Source organism: Jilunia laotingensis, assembly GCF_014385165.1.
Lineage (GTDB): Bacteria > Bacteroidota > Bacteroidia > Bacteroidales > Bacteroidaceae > Bacteroides > Bacteroides laotingensis.
In genome coordinates this window covers 714,105-736,868 of record NZ_JACRTF010000001.1, presented here as the reverse complement: position 1 = coordinate 736,868, position 22,764 = coordinate 714,105, and the positions used below count along the sequence as shown (strand labels likewise).

At 42.5% G+C, this 22,764-nt stretch carries 11 protein-coding genes and 2 pseudogenes; 7 read left to right on the top strand and 6 right to left on the bottom strand.

Translation table 11 applies throughout. From position 1 onward, the window contains the following. Positions 1 to 101 precede the first annotated feature (101 nt). Both H8744_RS02940 and H8744_RS02935 read left to right on the top strand, forming a co-directional pair. On the top strand, positions 102 to 1,079 hold the full coding sequence (locus H8744_RS02940; protein ID WP_262433424.1) for an ROK family protein: 978 nt from the start codon (positions 102 to 104) through the stop codon (positions 1,077 to 1,079). A gap of 349 nt (positions 1,080 to 1,428) precedes the next feature. After that, positions 1,429 to 4,494 carry a T9SS type A sorting domain-containing protein gene (locus H8744_RS02935; RefSeq protein ID WP_262433423.1) on the top strand — a complete coding sequence of 1,022 codons (3,066 nt, stop codon included), beginning with the start codon at positions 1,429 to 1,431 and terminating at the stop codon, positions 4,492 to 4,494. A 295-nt stretch (positions 4,495 to 4,789) separates the two neighbouring features. Here the strand turns inward: H8744_RS02935 and rplS are convergent, their stop codons facing one another. After that, positions 4,790 to 5,143 (bottom strand): 50S ribosomal protein L19, encoded by a 354-nt coding sequence (gene rplS / locus H8744_RS02930; protein ID WP_262433422.1) that lies wholly within the window; start codon positions 5,141 to 5,143, stop codon positions 4,790 to 4,792. Positions 5,144 to 5,297: 154 nt separating this feature from the next. Between rplS and H8744_RS02925 the strand changes: the two genes are divergently transcribed. The 4 genes from H8744_RS02925 to H8744_RS02910 are packed head-to-tail and all read left to right on the top strand — an operon-like array spanning position 5,298 to position 11,878. Then, positions 5,298 to 6,065, top strand: coding sequence for a 5'-nucleotidase C-terminal domain-containing protein (locus tag H8744_RS02925; protein ID WP_262433421.1), 768 nt, complete (start codon positions 5,298 to 5,300; stop codon positions 6,063 to 6,065). Positions 6,066 to 6,083: 18 nt separating this feature from the next. Continuing rightward, a complete protein-coding gene (locus H8744_RS02920; protein ID WP_262433420.1) occupies positions 6,084 to 6,917 on the top strand; it encodes a bifunctional metallophosphatase/5'-nucleotidase in 834 nt (277 codons plus the stop codon). 18 nt (positions 6,918 to 6,935) lie between these two features. After that, positions 6,936 to 8,825 carry a serine hydrolase domain-containing protein gene (locus H8744_RS02915; RefSeq protein ID WP_262433419.1) on the top strand — a complete coding sequence of 630 codons (1,890 nt, stop codon included), beginning with the start codon at positions 6,936 to 6,938 and terminating at the stop codon, positions 8,823 to 8,825. An 8-nt stretch (positions 8,826 to 8,833) separates the two neighbouring features. Then, on the top strand, positions 8,834 to 11,878 hold the full coding sequence (locus tag H8744_RS02910; protein ID WP_439649367.1) for a serine hydrolase domain-containing protein: 3,045 nt from the start codon (positions 8,834 to 8,836) through the stop codon (positions 11,876 to 11,878). A 132-nt stretch (positions 11,879 to 12,010) separates the two neighbouring features. Here H8744_RS02910 and H8744_RS02905 read toward each other — a convergent pair whose 3' ends face one another. The 5 genes and pseudogenes from H8744_RS02905 to H8744_RS19110 all read right to left on the bottom strand — a co-directional run. Then, positions 12,011 to 12,637, bottom strand: a complete 627-nt coding sequence (locus H8744_RS02905) for a porin family protein (RefSeq protein ID WP_262433417.1) — start codon at positions 12,635 to 12,637, stop codon at positions 12,011 to 12,013. 15 nt (positions 12,638 to 12,652) lie between these two features. Then, on the bottom strand, positions 12,653 to 13,285 hold the full coding sequence (locus H8744_RS02900) for a DUF4136 domain-containing protein (protein ID WP_262433416.1): 633 nt from the start codon (positions 13,283 to 13,285) through the stop codon (positions 12,653 to 12,655). A 118-nt stretch (positions 13,286 to 13,403) separates the two neighbouring features. Further along, positions 13,404 to 13,754: a MarR family winged helix-turn-helix transcriptional regulator gene (locus tag H8744_RS02895; RefSeq protein WP_262433415.1), complete on the bottom strand. Its 351-nt coding sequence runs from the start codon at positions 13,752 to 13,754 to the stop codon at positions 13,404 to 13,406. A gap of 9 nt (positions 13,755 to 13,763) precedes the next feature. Next, positions 13,764 to 14,486: pseudogene (locus tag H8744_RS19115) on the bottom strand (DsrE/DsrF/DrsH-like family protein); the annotation flags it as partial. Positions 14,487 to 14,677: 191 nt separating this feature from the next. Next, a pseudogene (locus H8744_RS19110) lies at positions 14,678 to 16,340 on the bottom strand (FAD-dependent oxidoreductase); the annotation flags it as partial. A 217-nt stretch (positions 16,341 to 16,557) separates the two neighbouring features. On the opposite strand from H8744_RS19110, the gene H8744_RS02885 reads away from it, so the two are divergent. Then, complete coding sequence (locus tag H8744_RS02885) at positions 16,558 to 22,758, top strand: hypothetical protein (RefSeq protein WP_262433413.1); 6,201 nt, start codon at positions 16,558 to 16,560, stop codon at positions 22,756 to 22,758. Positions 22,759 to 22,764 lie beyond the last annotated feature (6 nt).

The window sequence follows — 22,764 nt, the reverse complement described above, 5'->3', positions numbered from 1 at the left end:
TGAGTTGAACTTTTTTAAAAAAAGATTTTGTAGACTCAAACTTCTTTACGTAATTTGTGAGCAATAAACATTAATAAGCTAACCCTTTTAAACAAAGTATCATGAATTCAAACATGGAGAAGCCCTATGTAGTGGGTATTGATATAGGCGGAACAAACACCGTCTTTGGTATTGTGGATGCACGCGGAACTATTATAGCAAGCGGTTCTGTAAAGACTCAGGCTTATACCGCAGTTGAAGAATATGTGGATGAAGTTTGTAAAAATCTCCTTCCATTGGTTATAGCCCAAGGTGGTGTTGAAAAGATAAAAGGTATCGGTATCGGTGCTCCCAACGGGAACTTCTATAGTGGTACGATTGAATTTGCACCAAATCTTCCTTGGAGAGGAATCATTCCTTTGGCAGCTATGTTTGAGGAAAGACTGGGTATTCCGACAGCACTTACCAATGATGCTAATGCTGCTGCTGTGGGTGAAATGACCTATGGTGCTGCCCGTGGTATGAAAGATTTCATAATGATTACTCTTGGTACAGGCGTAGGTAGCGGAATCGTAATCAATGGACAGATGGTTTACGGTCATGATGGTTTTGCTGGTGAATTGGGACATGTGATTGTTCGTCGCGGTACAGGTCGTATGTGTGGTTGCGGACGTAAAGGCTGTCTTGAAACTTATTGCTCGGCAACGGGTGTAGCGCGTACTGCACGTGAATTACTTGCTGCTCGCACTGACGAAAGTCTTCTTCGCAATGTTCCGGCTGAGAACATAACATCTAAAGATGTATATGACGCAGCTGTTCAGGGTGATAAATTGGCTCAGGAGATTTTTGATTTCACAGGAACTTTGCTTGGTGAAGCTTTGGCAGATTTTATTGCTTTCTCAAGCCCGGAAGCTATTGTCTTGTTTGGCGGTTTGGCTAAATCTGGAGATTATATTATGAAACCTATTCAGAAAGCTATCGAAGAGAATGTACTTAATATCTATAAAGGCAAAACTAAACTTTTAGTTTCAGAACTGAAAGATTCTGATGCTGCTGTTTTGGGTGCCAGTGCATTGGCTTGGGAACTGAAAGATTTATAAATAATAAGTCCACACATTTTATATAGAGGTAGAAAAGTCTCGGAGAAACGATTGTTTCTTCGGGACTTTTTGATTCACTAGGCTGTTGCTATTTATATACTGAGATTTATTTTGATATCTAATTCTAGAATTAAATAGTTGGTTGTATATCTAATTTTCTGTTTTATAGCGTGATAGGTTGAAGGTCTTTGTCTGAAATGCTACATTACCTTCTTATGAGTGTAGATCGTTATAATCGTCTCTAATTCGCGAATCAGCGATTATTCAATTTGTATTTTTACAATCCATCCTCTATTTTTGCCCTCGTGCTAATGATCATTGGATAAGTTACCATTAAAAAATTAATAGTATGAGAAGAAGTTTACTTTTAGTATTGTGTACTCTTTTAGGAGTGTTCGGTTTACAGGCTGAAAAGAAATTTACTGTAATTAATGATTATGCTTTAGGGAAAAGTATATCGCCCGATGGGCGTTATATAGTAGGTGTAGACCCGACACAAAAAGACTTTGGGGTGAATGGAATGACTGGTTTTAGAAGTTTCTTATGGGATGTTCAGGAGAGTTCCATATCATGGTTGACTGAGGGAGACAGTGAGGACTTTTCTAAAACGGGATCATTCACCGATGTAACAGATGACCGGGTGATTTCTGGTTTTTTTAAAGATGAGGACTATAAAATTACTGTAGTGGAATGGGAAGGATCTTATACGCTGCCAATAAATGTCGCTGCTATCTGGAAAGATGGAAAAGTTACCAGTTTAGGTATAGGTGATTATAAACTGTCTCAATTTACTAACTTTGAAGACGGTAGCTTTGCAATGGCTCTTTCCAATGATGCGAAAACGGTAGTTGGATACATTGCTTTGGAAAATTTTGCTTTTTCTTTTCCTTGTCAGTGGAGGTATGATGAGAATACAGAAAAGTGGGAGTTTGCACATCTCAGTTTGCCGGATGAAGCAAAGGGAGGACAGGCAGTTGCCGTATCGGATGATGGAAAAGTTGTAGTGGGTACTGTTTGGTTTAAAAATAAAGAAGTAGCCGCTGTGTGGAAAAATGGCGAATGTATTTTAATCGAAGGACGTAATGAAGGAGGTTCGGATGATACAATTTATAATATGGATAACAATCGGGGAGGTGCTTATGGCGTGAGTTCGAATGGTGAATACGTAGCTTTCCGGTTCACTGAAGCTGTTCCGGGTATTTATATGGTAAAGGAAGATAAATATATCAAATTGCCTGAGTATGCAGATGTGACAGGACTTGAATTTTCGGCAGTTGCAGATAATGGAGATATGTTCGGGGCCTATAAATATGGAAGCTTTTGGAGTCAGCGTTATACACGAACGGTATTTCGATCACACCAATCTTCCCAAATGGTTGATTTTGAATATTTCCTAAATCTATGTGCTTCTGGGATAGATATTCCTTTGTCTTTTAATTTTGAACAAAAAGTGAATGCAACTCCGATAGCTGTATCATCAGACGGAAAGACCTTGTTAGGTAATAATGAATATAAAGTTTGGGTACTCCAAACGGATAACAATCAGATCGTGGTTCCTGAGGAGGTTGATAATATCCATGTGAAGATAGCTGATTTGAAAAAAGTAACGGTGGCTTGGAATAAAAAGAATGCAACATCAGATTTTACTCCTCAATCTTATAATATTTATTGTGATGGAGAAAAAATTGCAAACGTACCGGCTGATCAGACTGAAATGACTTATCTACATGATGGAGTAAAGTCTGGAATACGTTTATATAGCGTGTCTTGCATTTATCTTAATAATATTTCGGGTGCGGAAGTCGAGTCTCCGCGAGCTGATCCGGTAAGTATATGTATGCCTTCTACTTTCGAAATCCCTATGTTCGATAATTTTGATAGTCAGTCTATTCTTGCTAATTATTGGACTGTTACCGCACAGCGAAACAACCCGTGGAAGGTTAACTTTGGTGCGCCTATGTTCCAGGGTATAGGTTGGACACCGGGATTGACAACAAGTGTTGATTTTGACCATATTCCTTATTCTGCTGCTATAGAATCTCGCCTTTTGGATGCTAGAGAACAAGATAAAGTATATGTATCTTTCCTAAAACGTTTCTTGTTCTTGAATGGAAGGGGGTTGGAACTGAATAGTGATACTTTAAGTGTTGAGGTGGCAAAGTATGGAGGAGAATGGACTTCTGTGAAAGATTATTTGCTAAAGAAAAATGAAGAAAGTTACTGGATTTATGAATATCTGGATATTAGTAAGCAAGTGGCAGGTTCTCTGTTCCAACTCAGATTCAGGGTTCATGGACAGGGGTTGGCAATGTATTCTTATTATTTTGATCTGTTTAAAGTAGGGAATGAACTTGAATGTGAAGCTCCTGTCGGTTTGATTGGTGAGAAGAAAGACGGTAAACTGAATTTGGCTTGGAAAAATGATAACAATGTTTATGAGATAGGCTATTCGGTTAGCAATTATGAAGTGGATGTCGTTAGACAGGCTTTGGGGGATGAAGGAAAGATATTTATTGCTGCCAATTCATTCGAACCGGGAGACCTGAGTTTATATAAAGATAAGTATTTGACCTCAGTTACTACTTTTATCAATCACGATCCGAATATTGAAGAATCGAAAGATACTCATGCTGCCATTGTAGTTTTTGAAAACGGGAAATTGATCAGAGAGCAAAATATAGATGATATAGAAATCAATGCATTCAACACTGTCATTTTGAATGAACCGGTGAAAATAGATGACAGCAAAGACTTGAAGATTGGGCTGAAAATATACGATTATGATGAACGGCAAATCCCAATTAGCTATCAGATAAGTGATTTGTTTAAAGCCGGTAAGAGCGACCTGTACTCACAGGATGGTGGTGTAACGTGGAAAAAACTTTCTGATTATTATGCTACCATGGAAGGAAAAGAACGGGAGGGACATTGCTGTTGGGAAATCATTGGAAATGTCACCAATGAGTCCACTGTTGAAGCCGATGAAATGGGCGATGAGCAACCTATTGCATATACGCTCTATCGTAATGGGGAAAGGGTAAACTACTTGTCATTGTACTTACCTGCAAGATATACTATAGATGATCCGATGCAAGATAATGATTATTATGAAGTCAGGGCTTATTACGAGGATGGCCGTACATCGGAACTTTCCGAGAAATACTCTCCCTCTTTAACATCTTTAGATGCTGTAGACAAAGAAAGTGGTATTTCCATATATATGGACCCGGTTTCTGATCGTATTTATTTGAATGGTGAGTTCGTTAAAGCTACCTTGTATGGGATTGATGGACAAATCCTAATTGCTACTACTGAGAAGAATATTAATGTAGCTCATCTATCGGGAGGTATCTATGTTTTGAAAATCGAAAATGGTGGTTCTGTTGAGAATCATAAAATATTGATTAGAAGATAATTTCTGCAATAACTTTTCGCTGATTAGTTAGCGACATCATTTCGTAATCTTAAAGTTCTCTTTAATGGGATGCTCCGTTCTATTAAAGAGAACTTTTATACCTACTATCTTTGTTTTCAACGCTTTTCTGTAGTGAAGAGGAAGGTCGTTAATCTTGATTCAAATTTTATTAATTAATTGGCAACGAATAACAACGGATATGGAGATGATATATTGAGGCAGTTGAAAGGGATAAAAAAAGAGAAAACCTAATGGAGTTTTCTCTTTTTTTATTTCGAATAGGAGATTGCAGTTGTTAGCTGTTAACTCTTTTTTCTTTGATTCTGGCTTTCTTACCGGTAAGTTTACGCAAGTAGTACAATTTAGCGCGACGAACTTTACCTACCTTGTTCACTTCGATGCTGTCGATAGCTGGTGATTCGATTGGGAAGATTCTTTCTACACCTATTGTTCCTGACATTTTACGTACAGTGAAACGTTTCTTTTCGCCATGACCGGCAATTTTGATAACTACACCACGGTACAACTGTACACGTTCTTTGTTACCCTCGACGATACGATATGCCACGGTTACTGTGTCACCTGCTTTGAAGCTTGGGTGCTGTTTTCCGGTAGCAAATGCTTCTTCTGCAATTTTAATTAAATCCATTGTTGTTATTATTAAATTGTTTTATCGTTACAACGCAACATACCAGACAACCCTCTTCTGACAGCGATTGCGCGAAAGCGGTGCAAAGTAACGACTTTTTTGGCACACTACCAACTATTTTATTTATATTTGTGGCACAATAAAAAAACAATATATGAAACAAACTTATGCAAAACTCTTTTCAGGAGTAACTTTGGCGGTGCTTCTGACACTTTCTTCTTGTCAATCGCCTTACAAACTGACGAAAATTGAGGGAAGTATGATTATTATTGATTCTGTATGGGATGCACAACCGGATGCAGATGCTTTAGCATTGCTGGCTCCTTATAAAGCAGCGGTGGACAGTATGATGTACCGCGTGGTGGGAGTGAGCGAAATGACGATGAAAGTCGGTGCGCCCGAGAGTTTATTGTCCAATTTGGTGGCGGATGTCCTGCGGGGAGCTGCTGCACAAACCCTTGGCAAGCCAGCCGATATGGGATTGGTAAATATGGGAGGGCTACGAAACATACTCTCCGAAGGTGAAATTACTTGTGGCAACATCTATGAAATATTGCCTTTTGAAAACTCGCTTTGTGTACTCACCGTCAAAGGGAGTATACTAAAAGAACTTTTTGCAGCCATTGCTGCCCGTAAGGGAGAAGGTGTGAGTGGAGTTTACTTGGAGATTACAAGTGATGGCAAACTGTTGAATGGCACCGTAGGTGGGAAAGAAATAAAAGATGAGGACCTCTATACGGTGGCTACCATTGATTATCTTGCTGACGGAAATGACGGCATGAAGCCTTTGGTACAGGCAGAAAAACGGATATGTCCTGAGGAGGCTACTTTGCGTGGCCTGTTCATGGACTATGTGGAACAGCAGACAAAGGCCGGCAAAAAGATTACTTCAAGTATGGAAGGCAGAATAACCATTAAATGACTGTAGGAGAAAAGGAATATGAAAAAAAATAAGATATCAGTAATCATGTTGTTTCTGCTCTGCATCTCCTTTTGTGGGTATGCTCAGCAAACCAAAAAGTTAACATTGCTGCAAACCAGCGATACACATAGCCGTATCGAACCGATTGATAAACATGCCGCTGATAAATATGCCGGTATGGGTGGGTTTGTACGTCGCGCTACTCTGCTCGATCAGTTCAGGAAAGAAACTCCAGATGCATTAGTTTTCGATTGCGGGGACTTCTCACAGGGAACACCTTATTATAATCTTTTTAAAGGTGAAGTTGAGATGGAAATGCTGAACTTGATGAAGTATGATGCGGCTACTATTGGAAACCACGAGTTTGATTTCGGTCTGGAGAATATGGCCAGGTTATTCAAAAAGGCTGATTTCCCGATTGTTTGTGCCAATTATGATGTGAAAGGTACGGTGCTTGAAGGATTGGTGAAACCATACATTACCATTGAACGTGATGGATTGAAGATCGGTGTTTTCGGATTGGGAGCGCAATTGGAAGGTTTGGTTCAGGCTGATAAGTGCGAAGGAGTTACTTATCTTGATCCTGTAACGGTAGCCAACGAGGTGGCTGCTAAGCTGAAAGATGAGGAAGGTTGCGATGTGGTAATTTGCCTCTCTCATTTAGGTATTACAGAAGATGAGATTTTAGTGCGTGGCACCTGTAATGTCGATGTCGTTTTAGGGGGGCATTCACATACGTTTATGAAAGAGCCTGTCGTCTTTCTGAATAGGAACGGAGAGAGCGTGCCTGTTTCTCATACCGGAAAGAACGGTATTTTTGTCGGAAAGCTAGACTTGACATTTGAACAGTAAAACAGAGAAATAATAAGAATGAAAAAAGGGATATTTTTGCTTGTTGTGCTATTGGGAACATTGGAAGTACTGGTGGCGCAACAAGTTCCTTATTTGCTTTCTTCGCAAGAAGGCGATGTAGTTGTGTTACGTAATGGTTGCCGGACATTGCCTTTGCCGGAAGATCAGTCGATGGCTATTCTCAGTGTGGGAAGTGAGGGATCGGATCAATCGTTTATTGCTCGTTTCAGCCAGTACCCAAAGCCTGTTGCCTGTTTTCGGTTGACAGAGAAAACATCGGAAACAGAGTGGGAACAGATCGTTGGCGGTCTGCAAAATTATAGTAGGGTAGTAGTCAGTGTGACTGTTGACGGATATGGGATGTGGAAAGTGTCTACTTTTCTCAACGATTTGAAACTTAAAGTGCCTATCGTTTATGTTTTCTTTACTCCTTATGATAAATTACGCTTATTGAAGGGGGCGTTGAATCGTGCCGCAACCGTTGTACTGGCAAATACTGCCCGAGAGGAAGTACAGCGTCAAGTGGCGGATGTCTGTTTTGCCAAAGCGGGTACGCAAGGAAGACTTCCGGTTGCAGTTCATGGTTTGTATCACGCGGGTGATGGTACCGATATAGTTCCGGGCATGCAACCTATTCCCCAACCCGAAGAACATGGTATGGATGGCTACGTTCTTCAACGCATTGATTCTGTAGTGAATGAAGGGATTGTTGCCGAAGCTTACCCTGGATGCCAGTTGTTAGTGCTGAAAGACGGTATTCCCGTTTACAATCGTTGTTATGGTACACATTCGTACGAAGATCGCACGGTGGTACGTTCTACGGACTTGTTCGATTTGGGCTCAGTCACCAAAACAACGGCTACCTTGCTTGCTGTAATGAAACTATATGATCAGGGAAAGTTGAAACTAACGGACAAGGTATCGACATTTTTACCTTGGTTGCGTGCGTCCGATAAAAAAGAAATCACTATCCGTGAATTACTATTGCATGAGTCCGGCCTTCTGCCTTACATTCGATTTTATAGGGAAGCGATTGATGATAACACGGTGACGGGACCTTTCACACAAGGTTTTGTGGATGAATGGCATCATACCCGTATCGGTGAATATACGTATGCCTGTTCGGATTTCAAGTTTAAGAAAGGATTGGTTTCACCCGAACAGACAGCTGTTTATACCTTACATATGGCAGAAGATATGTGGTTGAATGAAAGTTTTAAAAATACCATCCGGCAAAAGATTGTCCGGTCAGAGATGGGGCAAAAGCGATATGTATACAGTGAGATCGGTTTTGTAATTCTACAGCAAGTGGTTGAAGCCATTACCGGACAGCCGATGGATGAATTTCTTGAGAAAGAGTTTTATACACCCATGGGTTTGAAGCGTACACTATTTCTGCCATTGAATAGGTATCCCAAATCAGAAGTAATGCCAACGGTGGCAAATGATTATCTTCGTCGTCAGGACATATGTGGTTACGTTCATGATGAAACAGCCGCCTGTATGGGGGGAATTTCAGGGAATGCCGGCTTGTTCTCCACCGCCAGTGAAGTGGCCGCTGTTTATCAAATGTGGTTAAATGGCGGTGAATGGAACGGTCAACGTTATCTGAATGAAGATACGGTCAGGTTGTTCACAACTGAAACATCTGCTGTCAGCCATCGTGGGTTAGGTTTTGACAAACCAGATTTGATAGATGCGAAGGCCAATAATTGCGCACCAGATGTTCCTGTACGGGTATTTGGGCACACGGGAAGGACGGGAACTTGTGTCTGGGCTGATCCCGGAGAAAAGTTGGTTTATGTCTTTCTCAGTAACCGCCTTTGTCCCGATGTATGGAATAGTAAATTGAATGCCATGAAAATCTGTCCGGTTATACAAAACATAATATATAGTTCAATAAAATAAGCATGAGAATACGTATTCTAACTCTACTTTTAGTTATCCTTTTATCCGGAATATTCCCTTCTGTTTGTGAGGCGGTGAACACTCCTTCGGATGTGACTCCTCTTTTACTTTATAAAGCCGAACGGGATACCTGTTGCCAACAATGGGTGGACTCTGTGATGAACCGCCTTAGCTTGAAGGAAAAAGTAGGTCAACTTTTCGTCTACACGATTGCACCGATAGAAACGAAGCGCAATCTTGCCCTGTTGCGGGAAGCGGTAGACACCTATAAAGTCGGTGCCCTTCTTTTTTCAGGGGGTAAAATGCAGACACAAGCTACATTAACGAACCAGGCACAGCGTATGGCACGGCTGCCATTGATGATAACGTTTGACGGTGAATGGGGGTTGGCTATGCGTTTGAAGGGAACACCTGTTTTTCCACGGAATATGGTGTTGGGATGTATTCAAGACAACCGCCTGATATATGAGTATGGACGTGAGATGGCGCGTCAATGCCGTGAATTGGGCGTGCAGGTCAATTTCGCCCCTGTTGCCGATGTTAACATCAATCCTAAGAATCCTGTTATCAATACCCGGTCTTTTGGTGAAGATCCTGTGCGTGTAGCTGATAAAGTGATTGCCTATGCCACCGGATTGGAAGGGGGACATGTGCTGTCTGTCTGCAAGCATTTTCCCGGTCATGGTGATACGGATGTAGATTCCCATAAAGCATTACCTTTGTTGCCCTTTAGCCGGGAACGATTGGACAGTGTGGAGCTATATCCTTTCAAAGAGGCGGTTCGTGCCGGTCTGGGCGGAATGATGGTGGGGCATCTGCAGGTTCCCGTCATTGAACCGATAGGAGGGTTGCCCTCCTCTCTTTCGCGCAATGTCGTATATAAATTATTGACGGAAGAGTTTGCTTTTAAAGGGTTGATCTTTACCGATGCCCTTGCCATGAAAGGTGTTTCGGGTAATAAGAGTGTTTGTTTGCAAGCTCTGAAAGCTGGCAATGATATGGTGCTGAGCCCTCACAATTTAAAGACGGAAATTACCGCAGTTATCGAAGCCATAGAAAAGGGAGATTTGTCACGGGAAGAAATCGACCGTAAGTGCCGGAAAGTACTGACTTATAAATATATCCTCGGCTTGAAGCGGAAACCGGTGATTCAGGTTTCCGGATTAGGAACCCGGATCAATACTCCGCAGACACGTGATCTTATCCGACGTTTGAACCTTGCGGCAATTACTGTTTTGAACAATAAGGACCAGGTGCTGCCTCTTTACCCTAGCAAACGAGATGGAAAAACGATTCCCAATGCCTCTTCTATGGCTCTTTTGGAAGTAGGCGATCCGGGAGAAACGGATGCATTGGCTACTCAATTGGAGAAATATACGCCTTTGGTACGTTTTCGTGTTCGTAAAGAGATGACAGCAGCACAAGAAAAGGCTTTAAGAGATTCTTTAGCGGGTTATCCCCGTGTGATAGTGGCTGTCTCCGAACAGCGGCTTGCTCCTTATCAAAGTTTCTTTGCCGATCTGGCAGCGGATAAGAAAATGCCTCCGGCCGTCTATCTTATTTTTACTCCCGGCAAAATGATGCTGCAGATTCAGCGTGCCGTAGCAGCTGCCCGGTCGGTGATATTGGCACATTCTGCAGGTCAGGAAGTTCAACGTCAGGTGGCGGACATTCTTTTTGCCCGTGCTACGGCCGATGGAAGGCTTTCTGCTAGTCTGGGAGGCTTATTCCCTACGGGTGCTGGTGTGACTATTTCTCCGCAGACACCCTTGTATTTTCGTCCCGAAGAGTATGGTATGTCCTCTACGATATTAGCGCGCATTGATTCTGTGGCAAAAGCGGGAATCAAAGAAGGGGCTTATCCGGGCTGTCAGGTAGTGGTCTTGAAAGAGGGTAAAACCATGTTCGACCGTTCTTATGGAACCCATTCCGGTAAAGGTTCTGCTCCTGTGCGGCCAACCGATCTTTATGATCTTGCTTCTCTTTCTAAAACAACCGGTACGTTGCTTGCCTTGATGAAGCTATATGACCGCGGACGTTTCAACCTGACGGATAAGCTATCCGACTACCTGCCTTGGTTACGAAATACGAATAAAAAAGATGTTACGATCCGTGAAGTACTCTTTCATCAAGCCGGTTTGCCTGCCGGTATCGTGTTTTATCGCGAAGCCATTGATTCCGACAGTTATAAAGGACGTTTGTTCACAACTCGGCGTGATGCAGTGCATTCATTGCGTTTGGGTATGAATACGTGGGCGAATCCGAATTTCCGTTTTCTGAAAGGGCTGACTTCTAAAGTACGTACGGCTGATTGTACGTTGCAGGTATGTGATAGTCTCTGGCTCAACCGGAGCTTCCGTAGAGTCGTTGAAGAACAGATCGTGAAGGCTCCGATGAATACAAAGCAATATCGTTATAGTGATGTCGGTTTTATTTTGCTTCGTTTCCTTGTCGAACAGTTGGCGGGTGTGCCGATGGATGAGTATCTGGCACGGGAATTTTATGAACCGATGGGGTTAGAGCGTACGCTTTATCTTCCCTTGCAACGTATTTCCAAAAATGAGATCGTTCCATCTGCCAAAGATCCTTTTCTCCGGAAATGTACTCTTCAAGGATATGTGCATGATGAATCTGCTGCTTTTCAAGGCGGTGTCTCGGGGAATGCCGGATTATTTTCTACGGCACGGGAAGTGGCGCAAATCTATCAGATGTTGTTGAACGGTGGTGAATTGAATGGACACAGGTATCTGGGCAGGGAAACGTGTGAACTGTTTACAAAAGAAGTTTCTAAGATCAGTCATCGTGGACTTGGCTTTGACCATGCCGATGCCAAATCACCGGATAAAAGTCCATGCGCTCCTTCTGCCCCGGCATCTGTTTACGGTCATACCGGTTTTACAGGTACTTGTGCATGGGTAGATCCCGATAACGGATTGGTATATGTTTTCCTTAGTAACCGGACGTATCCCGATGCCACTAATCGCAAATTGATGCAGATGGATATCAGGGGACAAATTCAGGAAATAATGTATAAAGCGTTGAAAAAGGAATAATAATCTCTCTTTTTCCAACTCTGAATTTGTTTAGGGCTTTACAAACAAATCGCCCTTCCACCAGCCAATGGCGAAAGGGCGATACCTAAAATGATTATTTACTTACTATACGTTGTTATCTGTATTCAAATTTTAGAAGGATACACCGACGCGGAAACCGAAGTTATTCAGTTTGTCAACACTGTAGGTCAATACATCAGCTTTGTTAGTTCCGTAGCTGTAGTATACTGCAAGGTGCAGCCCCGGTCCGTAAGCCCATGGATAAACGTTTAAACCAACTTCAGGAGAAACGTAGAAGCCCCAAGAGTCATCGCTGGATTGGAATATATTGTAATTGGAACGTGCTTTGGCATATTCGGTACCTAATTTTACGCCAAAGTAAGGTTGCCATGCTCCACCGCGGTTAAACTGATAGCGTGCTGCCATACCAAAAGGTAACTGGAAGATAGTATGTTGTTGGTCGGTAGTAATGTGACCACCGTTTACCGAAAGAGTTTCGCGTCCAATATATTCATGATTACTGTGATAATTCAGGAACAGTCCCAAACCGATGTTCGGAGTTACAAAATAACCACCTTCGAAGTTCATACCCCAGCCGCTAGCTTTATCTGCAAAATTATTGCTTAATGGCGCATTGAACTGCCAGTCGATATTAGCGTATCCGTTGTCTGATAATTGTGCCTTTGCCGGCATGGCAAAGACGAGTGCAAGAGCCACTATGGCCATCACTCTGAAAGAAACATATTTTATTGTCTTCATAATGGTTGTACTTTATTATTTGTTAGTAAGATAAGGTGACTGGGCAAATGCCTGGTTGACTGCTCTTACAGCTAAAGTCTTATTGATAGAGCTGGAATAAGCGAGTCCGCTCATGTAGCTTGTCCACAGTACGGGAAGCTTTTCTTTAGCTCCTTCGGGTGCTTCCAGGTTTACTATTTCAGTAATAAATGAGTTGGTGCTATAGCTATAGTTTACAGCGTACGGATAGTACCATCCGCCACCCCAGTTGCCCCAATAACCTGAGCCCCAATATCCGGGATAACCCCACCACCATTGTGGATATCCGTAATCGGTGAAATAATAGGTACTCTTAATATAACTTACTTGCACGCCAAGATCGGCTTCTTCTTTAGTTGCAGCCATTGTATAGCCTCTTGCGTCCATATTACTCTTATACGCAGCTAGAATTTCCTGTGCGCCTTCGCCTTCCAGATATTCCGGTTCGGTTTTATCATTGATCACGAGAATCTTATCAGGCAGATAGTAGGTGTGAAACTCTTTGAAATTTGCCTTCTTGTCGTAATTGGTGTAAACTAAATAGTCATTGTCCAATTTGTCCATGTCAGGGTCTTTCTCGCATGATGCGAGTGCAAAGACCGCCAATAAAATAGGAATTAATTTCTTCATATCTTTTATAATGTTTAGGTTAAATAAAAAATCCTGCCCTGGTACCTTAGGCTTTTGTATAGAAACAACAAGTTTTGTTACAAAAGGTTCGGAATAGCGGATGTTAAAATGTTAAAGTTTATAATAGAGGTTTCAACATCTCCGGCACTTCTACCTTTTCAAGGTTAACTTCTTCTAGCTTTTTTCTCCCATCGGGAGTCAGTTTGAAATACATTAGACGCTTATCGGTTTTGCCTAACGACCGTTCCAATAATCCTTTTTCTTCCACAGCCCGGATCACTTTGGAAGTATGTGAAGGTGCCATTCCCGTTCGGGAGGAGAGAGCGGTGGAAGTCATCTCTTCCCTTGCTTCCTGCAAAGCGCACAATATCATTGCTTCGTTCAGTGTCAGTCCATATATCTCTTCAAATTGCGCTTCAAAGCCCGACAGGGCTTTGAATATATCGCGCATCAGGCATATTGTTTTCATCTTTATTCGTTAAATAAACAGATTGACATTTGCATTATCGGCACGTTCCATATAAGTTGCTACACCGCCTACAGTAACTTCATCCAATAATTCTTCTCGTTTTACGCCCATCACGTCCATCGACATCTGGCAGGCTATGAATTCTACACCATTCTCCAATGCCTGTTGCCGAAGCGATTCCAACGATTCGATTCCTTTCTTGCCCATGATGTGGCGCATCATTTTTCCTCCTATACCGCCCATGCTCATTTTCGATAGTTTAAGCTTCTGTGAACTGGAAGGAAGCATCATGCCAAACATTTTGCCATAAATGTCTTTCTCCGTTTTCGTTTTGCTGAGGCGTTTAATGACGTTCAGTCCCCAGAAAGTGAAGAAGATGGTTACTTTTTGTCCGGTAGCTGCTGCGCCATTGGCTAAGACAAATGTAGCGAGAGCTTTATCGAGGTCATCGCTGAACATGATGAATGTTTTTCCTTTGCCTTCGCAGCTGGTCACTACGCTACAGGCTTTGGGCTCTTCCTTTTCGATGACAATCACTGATTTTCCCGCTGTGGATTCTTTGGAAATGAGTTTGTTACCTGTTGAATTGCACCAGGCGGCTGCATCCCGGGCAAATCCTGGATCGGTGGAAGTGACTTCAACCCGTTCTCCGGGGGCTAGTGTATCCATTGTTTTCTTCATTTTCAGGATCGGACCGGGACATTGCATCCCGCAGGCATCTACACGAATGGTTCTCTGTGGCTTTTTATCGTCCTCTCCGGTTGTTTCGGTTTCAATGGTTGACATAGGTCCAATCACAAGGGTTTCTGTAGAAGATGTCGCTGTTGCAGCTTTCCGATCAACCGCAACAGTTGTTTTCTGTTCTTTTTCTGTTATCGTCCGCTTTTCTTTTTTCGCGACAGGCTCCTCTTCCCGTTCACAGTCCTCTTCATTCAGTATGATAGGGGCAGTTGCTGCTTTGTAAATCTTTAAACCACCAGACAAGTTGCGAACATTATCGTATCCACGTTGCGACAGAATCCGATAAGCGAGGTAACCGCGCAGTCCGACTGCACAGAATGCATATACCGGTATATCTTTCGGTATTTCAGTTATGCGGTCGCGTATTTCATCCAGCGGAATGTTAACAGCACCGGGCAACGAACCGAGCGAGAACTCATCGGGTGTACGTACATCCAGTAGGAATACATTTTCTAACTCGATATCCCGTAAGTCACGCCAATAAACCATTTTCTCATTACCGGAAATAATATCCTGTGCTACGTATCCCGCAATGGCTACAGGGTCTTTCGCTGATGAATAGGGAGGAGCATAAGCTTGTTCGAGTTCCATCAAGTCGTAGATGGTCCCTTGGTGTTTGATGACCTGGGCAAACTCGTCAATGCGTTTATCCACCCCATCATATCCCACGATTTGTGCGCCGAACAATTTGCCCGTTATCGGTTCAAACGTGATCTTTATGCTCATCTGGGTAGCACCCGGATAATATCCTGCATGCGATAATGAGTGTGTGGTGGACGATATGTACTTAATGCCAGCTTGTCTCAGCCTCTTTCCCGGAAGTCCGGTAGCGGCTACCGTCTGGTCGAAAACTTTAGCGATAGAAGTGCCGATGGCTCCTTCGTAACTGAGTTTCGCTCCTAAGATATTGTCGGCAACGATACGTCCCTGCCGGTTTGCCGGACCAGCCAGATAGTTCAACCAAGGTTTCCCTGTAAGTGGATGGGGATATTCGATCGCATCTCCGATAGCGTAGATGGATTCATCCGATGTTTGCAGATGATCGTTTACCGCAATGCCTCCTGCTTCTCCGATGGTAAGTCCCGCTGCACGTGCCAAGGTTGTTTCCGGTCGTACACCGATAGAAAGAATGACTATGTCTGCCGGTATGGACTGTCCATCTTTAAAGATCACTTTTATCTCTTTTCCCGTTTTTTCAAAAGAAGCCACTGCTTGTTCCAGATAGAGGTTTACCCCCTTTTCCATAAGATGCTGGTGAACCAGTGAAGCCATAGAATAATCAATGGGAGTCATCACTTGGTTTGCCATCTCTACGATGGATACTTTTGCACCGAGGTCATGTAGATTCTCCGCCATTTCCAGTCCGATGAAGCCTGCACCTACCACTACAGCCCTTCGTATGGGATGTTGATTCGTATATTCTTTGATGCGATCTGTATCTCTGATATTACGTAATGTGAAAATACCTTCCGAATCGATACCGGGCAAAGGCGGTTTTACTGGAACTGCTCCGGTAGAAATCAGTAGCTTATCGTAGCTCTCTACGTAAGTATCTTCGCTTTTCATGCGTACGGTAACGGTTTTTTTCTTCCGGTCTATAAAAATAACTTCATTCTCGGTACGGACATCTACCCGAAAACGTATTGAAAATGATTCGGGTGTTTGTACAAATAATTTTTCCCGATCGGTAATTACGTCTCCTATATAATAAGGTAAACCACAGTTGGCATAAGAGATATACTTTCCCTTTTCAATAAGAATAATTTCTGCTGTTTCGTCCATTCTCCTGATACGTGCGGCAGTGGTTGCCCCACCTGCTACGCCTCCGATGATGATAATCTTCATATTTGTTGTTTTAGTAAATAGTTTCCTTTGGAAATAATAACGCAGATGAAGATAAAAAAGTTCATGGTCAGTTATAAGAAATTTGCATGCCTATCCCTTATTTTTGCATTGTTTATATATTAGCACTTTTCTTGATAAACAGTCATTTGAAGTTGGAAATAATAAAAAAATGTATAACTTTGTGGATTGTTCTATGTTATAAATCAATAGTTTACTTATGAAAAAGATTACTTCTTTTTTGGGGATGCTGCTTGCATGCTTGTGGCTCCCATTAAGTATTCTTGCAATGGACTATTCTACGCAAAGTGTTGCCACTGTCCCGAAGTCCGCAAAACTTTCGCCTAAAACACTGCAAGAACAGCCGATTCTCAGGTTGAGTAAAAATGGTAAGTTTATCAAGGAGGAAACTTCTACTACTGTTAAAAAGCTCCCTTTAAAAGCTGCTTTGGTAAGCTCCGTGAATGAAATTACAGGAGATTACGTACAAACCTACAAAACTCTTTTAAACCCGGGTGCCGATGGGGGTAGAAGTGTTACGATTGAGGCTGTCGATGGAAATCCTAATAACATCGAGTTCATCAACTTCTACGATACAGGTGTAAATGTGATGGCAACAGTAGATTTCACTACAAAGACTATTACAATTCCAAACCAACAAATTATTGAAACCCCGGCTCTTGGTAAATTGGATATCGCCTTTGTCGAAGTTGGTGACGATGGATTACCGAAACCGAACCGCACGAAGGATATCGAAGGGGTTATTAACGATGATGGTTCAATTTCCATCACTTCATGGTGGGGCATTTTTCAAATATCTACTAACTCGTACGTAGGATGTTTCTACCAAACTGAATTTCAAAGGGCCAATGCCACAATGTCACAGACAAGACTCGTGACCACGAATTCACCCTTTACAGAAGAAGAACTTACTTATAGCGTAATAGCGGAGCAAACCTCACCTAATATTCTGACAGTCGTAAATTTCGGAAATTATGGAATGACGGTGGAATTGGAATTGAAACGCGACCAAAAGGCCGTAATTGGTCGACAATTAGTTCGTAACGCCAACAATGGCGATAATTATTACACCAATGCTATTACTTATGATCCTTCGACAGGACGAATTACCGGTTATGCTGATGCAATCGCTACCGAAAAGGCAACAGATAACCGAAGTATGGCTTGGAAAAATTGGACCATGACAAACTCGTCTAGTTATCTCGCAATCATAACCGAAGGTAAGTTGACTGTTCCCTTCGACATAAGTTATCCTACGATTTCCGTAAGTGACTTTGAAGGCGAAGGAACAGAAAAGAGTCCATATCTGATTAAGTCAATCGATCAGTTGGTCTTACTTGGCGACAAAGTCAATGACGTTAAGCAATCCGACTATAATTCAACTGATGCAGACGGAAAGAAATACAATCGTGCCTTTACCGGCAAATATTTCCGTTTGGAAAACGACATTGACATGGCAGGATACCGCTTTACCCCTATAGGACAAGACTGGTTCCATCATTTTGACGGAATATTCGACGGTAATAACCATACAATTAAAAACATCAATGTATCGACGGGAGGTGCCGGATATGCGGCTCTGTTCGGTCGTGCCGGTGAGTCAAGTGTAATCAAGAATCTCAATGCGGAAGATCCCGTAATTAGAGCTTCCAACTATTATGCGGCAGCCATTGCCGGTTGGTCTGACGGTATCATCGACAATTGTCACGTTTTAAATGCCGACGTACAAAATTCAGAAAGAGCCACAGCCGGATTGGCAGGCGTGGTGAAAACCATAACAAACAGTTCTGTAACAAACAGCAGTATTATTGGCTTGGTAGGAAATGTTGCCGGACTCGCAAGTGAAGTCGATGAATTGATACAAAACTGTAGTGCGACTGAAACAAACGTAATAGCTTACTCTTCAGGCGCGCTCAATTCTCCTGCCGGAGGCTTAACGGCTCTATTATATTATGCAAAAGCCGAGAATTGCTTCTTCTCCGGAACAGTCGATTGCCAGTCTCTGAATGCAAAAGCTTTGTGCGTAGGTGGTATCACGGGAAATTGCTACCAAGGCATTATCACGAAATGTTTCAGTGTCGGAACAATACTAGGATGCAACGACACTAATACAGCTGTCGGAGGTATCGCTGGCTCTCTCACAGGAGAATTGAACGATAGCTATAGCATCGGTTCCGTACAGGCCAAGGCTTCGAAAAGAGTCGGTGGTCTGACTGGATTTGTGAGTAGTTATACGGATGCAGAAAAAGTGCAGAAGCAATCTGTAGTGACTGGTTGCTACACTTCCACACAAATATTTGCCGATACATATCAGTACAATCTTGAAACGGAGGCACGCGAAACACTCGGTATGATACAGGATGGTTCTACTCCGATTATCGACAATATCTATTTTGACAAACAGATGTCAAACTTCGGCTCCAAATACACAAAAATATCAGGTATAGAAACAGCCGACCTAACCAAAGTGTCCGGAATTGCCGGATTGAATGCTTCTGTATGGTCATTCACCGAAGGGCAATATCCCCGTCTTAAAGGATTGGATGACAATGAAGCGGCTAAAATGGGAGCTTCGGTTATAGGTTTGGCAAGCGGAAACTCGTTGGGAAAGATATCGAAAGATGCTATTCTCAAACCGCTTGGTAATACGCAATATTCTCTTTATAAGGACAAGAAATACGGAACTGAGGGTTATTCCAGTTCTATTGATGATGGTAAAATCAAGATAAAGGACAGTTTCGGGACCGATACTCTTGTCGTAAAAAACGGAAACGTAAGCTTTGCTTATTTCATCAAAATAGTACCTGTCTCATTTGAAGGAGATGGTACGGAGCTGAATCCGTTCCTACTAAAAAACAAAGATGATTTGATAGAATTGGGAAACATGACCAATATTAAAATGCAGCCGTTCACCGATACTTATTTTAAATTGGCTAATGACATTGATATGGAATATACTACGGAATTTGACGGTATATCATCTGTTTACAATAACAACGATTGTCAGTTCTCAGGAAATATCGATGGTGATGGTCATACCATAAGCCGGATGTTGATTGACAGGGTACTTTGGAAAATTCGTCCGGAAGATACGGAAGATGGATTAGGTACGCCCGATAATATGAATAGCCGCAGTAACGGTGGCTTCATCGGCAGATTAGCAGCCGGTGGCGTTATTAAGAACATTACATTTGCCGCTGATTGTAAATTTGAATTTTGGGCTACAGCCGGAACTTTCGCTGGGGAGAACTATGGGTTGGTTGACAACTGTAAGAATTATGCTGATGTAAGAGGCTATAGCAATAACATAGGAGGTATCGTCGGATATGTTCGTAAGGACGGAAAGGTCACCAATTGTTATAATGCCGGAAACATATATTGCGGATACAATACGGTAGGTGGTATCACGGGCATTAACTATGGATTCGTAGAAAGTTGTGCCAACGCTGGAAATGTAGAGGTAAAGCAGATCTCTATGTTCCAAAAAATGCAAAGAATGATCAAGACCGCTGGAGGTATCACAGGTTCATCGACAGGCGGTGTGATCCGTAATTGTGTGAATGCAGGTACGATATACTCTTGGGGTGAAAGAGCCGGAGGTATTGCCGGTATTTACTCGAAGGTGATTATGGCTGATGTTTCAGGACATAACGACATGTATAACGCTGTCAACTTCGGTTCAGTATCGGCTGATGGTGAAGATAAGAATACCATCAGTGCAATTGCCGGTGAGGGAGGTACACAAGGTATCATTCAAAACAACTATTGGGACGCACAGATTTCTATGTTGAACGCAATAAGCAATGTCGACATGGAAGGTATGAACGGTGTTGAAACGTCAGTTCTTGTTTCCGGCACTGCTTTGGAAGGATTCGATGTTTCTATTTGGGATTTCACCAAAGGTCAATATCCGGTATTGAAACAGTTTGCCAATGAAGACAAAATGACCAAAGCCCGCAAAGTAGTAGTCACCATGAAGCCGGGTGTAACAGCTAAGGATATGAACCAGAACGCTAAGCTTACATTAGTCGATGGCCTTACCTGGTCGTTGGAAGAAAATAAAGAGTTTGCTATCGGAGGTAGTACGCTCTACTCTCCTGAGGAGGTGGAAGAACTTACCATAGATAACTTAATCGCAGATTTCGGTGACTATGTGAAAAAGATCGAGATAAAAAGAGTACCGGATGTACCGTTGGCAGGTTCAGGAACGGAAGAAGACCCGTATCTGATTTCTTCCCCTACCGATTGGAATAACCTTTCTGACTATATCGACATAATTGCAGAATCGTTCGAAGGGAAATTCTTTCAATTAACAGCAGATATTGATTTTGCCGATACCGAATTTAAGATGCTTGCAGCTGAAGGGGTAACGCCATTGCAGGCTTCGCTCGATGGCAACAATAAGAAAATCAGTAACATAAAATTGACTACTACGAATGCCGGACAAGCGGCAATACGTATCTTAGGCGAATCAGGTTCTATCTCTAACCTTACGATGGCAGGGGAGGTAACTTCCAGCTATGCTTCCACAGGTGGTTTCACGGCTGCCGTATATGGAAAGCTCGTCAACTGTGTAAGTGAAATCAACGTTACCTCTTCCAAAGATAAAGGTACTTCGGGATTCGGACAATTGTATGCTACCGCCAGATTGACCGATGTTATTAATAAAGGAACGATTTCGGGTACCGGCAATGATATTGCCGGCATAGCAGCTAAGGCTGCCGAAGGTGTGGAATTGATACGTTGCGGAAACGAGGGAAAGATCATCTGCAATGCAAATCAAATATCTTATGTGGCAGGTCTGATAGCGGAATCCGAACCGATAATGATGGAAGAATGCTACAATAAGGGCAATGTAGAAACCATCGACATTGACAAGACCAAATATGTAGCCGGTCTTATAGCATACGCAAATGCTTCCAATTCAAGGAAACATACCATGACTTTGACAAGATGCTACAATGAAGGCAATATTGTAGGTTCGGCTGCTGTGGCCGGTCTGATTGCGAATGCAAATGCCAGTGGAACTACAATCACCAATCCGTTGATTTTCGAAGGTTGCTATAATACGGGTGACATCACGGCAAGACCCACTACAACGCAAGCGAGTTCAGGCGCTCCTACTGCAGGGTTAGTTGCTTTTTACACAGCTGGCTCTAAATTCACAAATTGCTGGAACTCCGGAACTATCAGTACGACCAACATCAATACCGGAGGTATCGTAGCTTACTATAAGAATGCACCGAATGAAGACAGCCCTGTTGTCATTAGCAATTGCTACAATACCGGGAAAATAGAATCCGATGGTAATCATATAGGAGGTATAATAGGTTATAGTACTGATTACACGATTACCGAAAACTGTTATAATACAGCGGAACTCAAAGGCTCTTTCGGTATTGGAGGTATTTGCGGATACTTAAATGGAGTGACAAGCACTCTAAAGAGCTGCTGGAATTCAGGACAAGTCGCTACATCGACCAACCGTGGCGGAGGACTTGTTGGTCTTGGTAATAAGGGAGTCGTTGAATCGAGCTTCAATGTAGGCGATATAACTTCCCTAAGTACTGAAATAGGGACAGATAAGACTTCAGGTTACGGAATTGGTGGTCTTGCAGGAGAGGGCACTGCTGTATTTACAGACTGTTACAACATGGGTCTCGTGACTGGAGCAAATCAAGTAGGTGGTCTTGTCGGAGTGTCGAGAAGTGGACATACACAGATCTTTTGTTGTTACAATGCCGGTAAGATAGTTGCCCTGTCCGATGAGTGCGGAGCCCTTATCGGAGTAGACCTAAGCGATGGCGCATACTGGAATGATGAAAATAAAGTGGAAAATTCATATTTCGTTACCGATTACGGCACTTATCACAATAACACAGTAGGAACGGCCACTACTATTGCCGAACTTGCAAAGATCGACATAGGTAATGGATGGACATCGGGTGATGACTATACATTACCGATTCCGAAAACACAAATATCCGAACCGTATGCTTTGATTAATGCTGTCACGATTGCGTTTGCCGAAGGTGATTCCGAAAATTCGGTTACGAAAGATTTCTTTGTAGGCACACCCGAAGGAGTCGTTTGGACATCTTCCGTTGCTAATATTTCATTCTCCGGTTTCAACGCTATGTTCGATGACAAAGAATGTGTTGATAAAGCAACATTGACTGCAACGGCAGGTGAACTGGCACGAATGTTCGAAATCAATTGTAATAAGCTATCCGGTATCGGTGATGTCATTGACGGCAAGATTGTAGTGAAAGAGGTTTATTATAATACTTACGGCATTGAAGTTCCGAAGCCGGCATCCTACGATGGTGTTCTTTATATGGTTGTCCGTACTTATAATGACGGGACAACAAATACTTCGAAGTTTTTCAATGTGAAGTAAGATTAT

Coding starts and splice junctions, on each gene's coding strand:
- rplS (WP_262433422.1), bottom strand. CDS start 5,143: ATGGATTTAATTAAAATTGCAGAAGAAGCATTTGCTACCGGAAAACAG.
- H8744_RS02905 (WP_262433417.1), bottom strand. CDS start 12,637: ATGAAGACAATAAAATATGTTTCTTTCAGAGTGATGGCCATAGTGGCT.
- H8744_RS02935 (WP_262433423.1), top strand. CDS start 1,429: ATGAGAAGAAGTTTACTTTTAGTATTGTGTACTCTTTTAGGAGTGTTC.
- H8744_RS02925 (WP_262433421.1), top strand. CDS start 5,298: ATGAAACAAACTTATGCAAAACTCTTTTCAGGAGTAACTTTGGCGGTG.
- H8744_RS02885 (WP_262433413.1), top strand. CDS start 16,558: ATGAAAAAGATTACTTCTTTTTTGGGGATGCTGCTTGCATGCTTGTGG.
- H8744_RS02915 (WP_262433419.1), top strand. CDS start 6,936: ATGAAAAAAGGGATATTTTTGCTTGTTGTGCTATTGGGAACATTGGAA.
- H8744_RS02940 (WP_262433424.1), top strand. CDS start 102: ATGAATTCAAACATGGAGAAGCCCTATGTAGTGGGTATTGATATAGGC.
- H8744_RS02895 (WP_262433415.1), bottom strand. CDS start 13,754: ATGAAAACAATATGCCTGATGCGCGATATATTCAAAGCCCTGTCGGGC.
- H8744_RS02920 (WP_262433420.1), top strand. CDS start 6,084: ATGAAAAAAAATAAGATATCAGTAATCATGTTGTTTCTGCTCTGCATC.
- H8744_RS02900 (WP_262433416.1), bottom strand. CDS start 13,285: ATGAAGAAATTAATTCCTATTTTATTGGCGGTCTTTGCACTCGCATCA.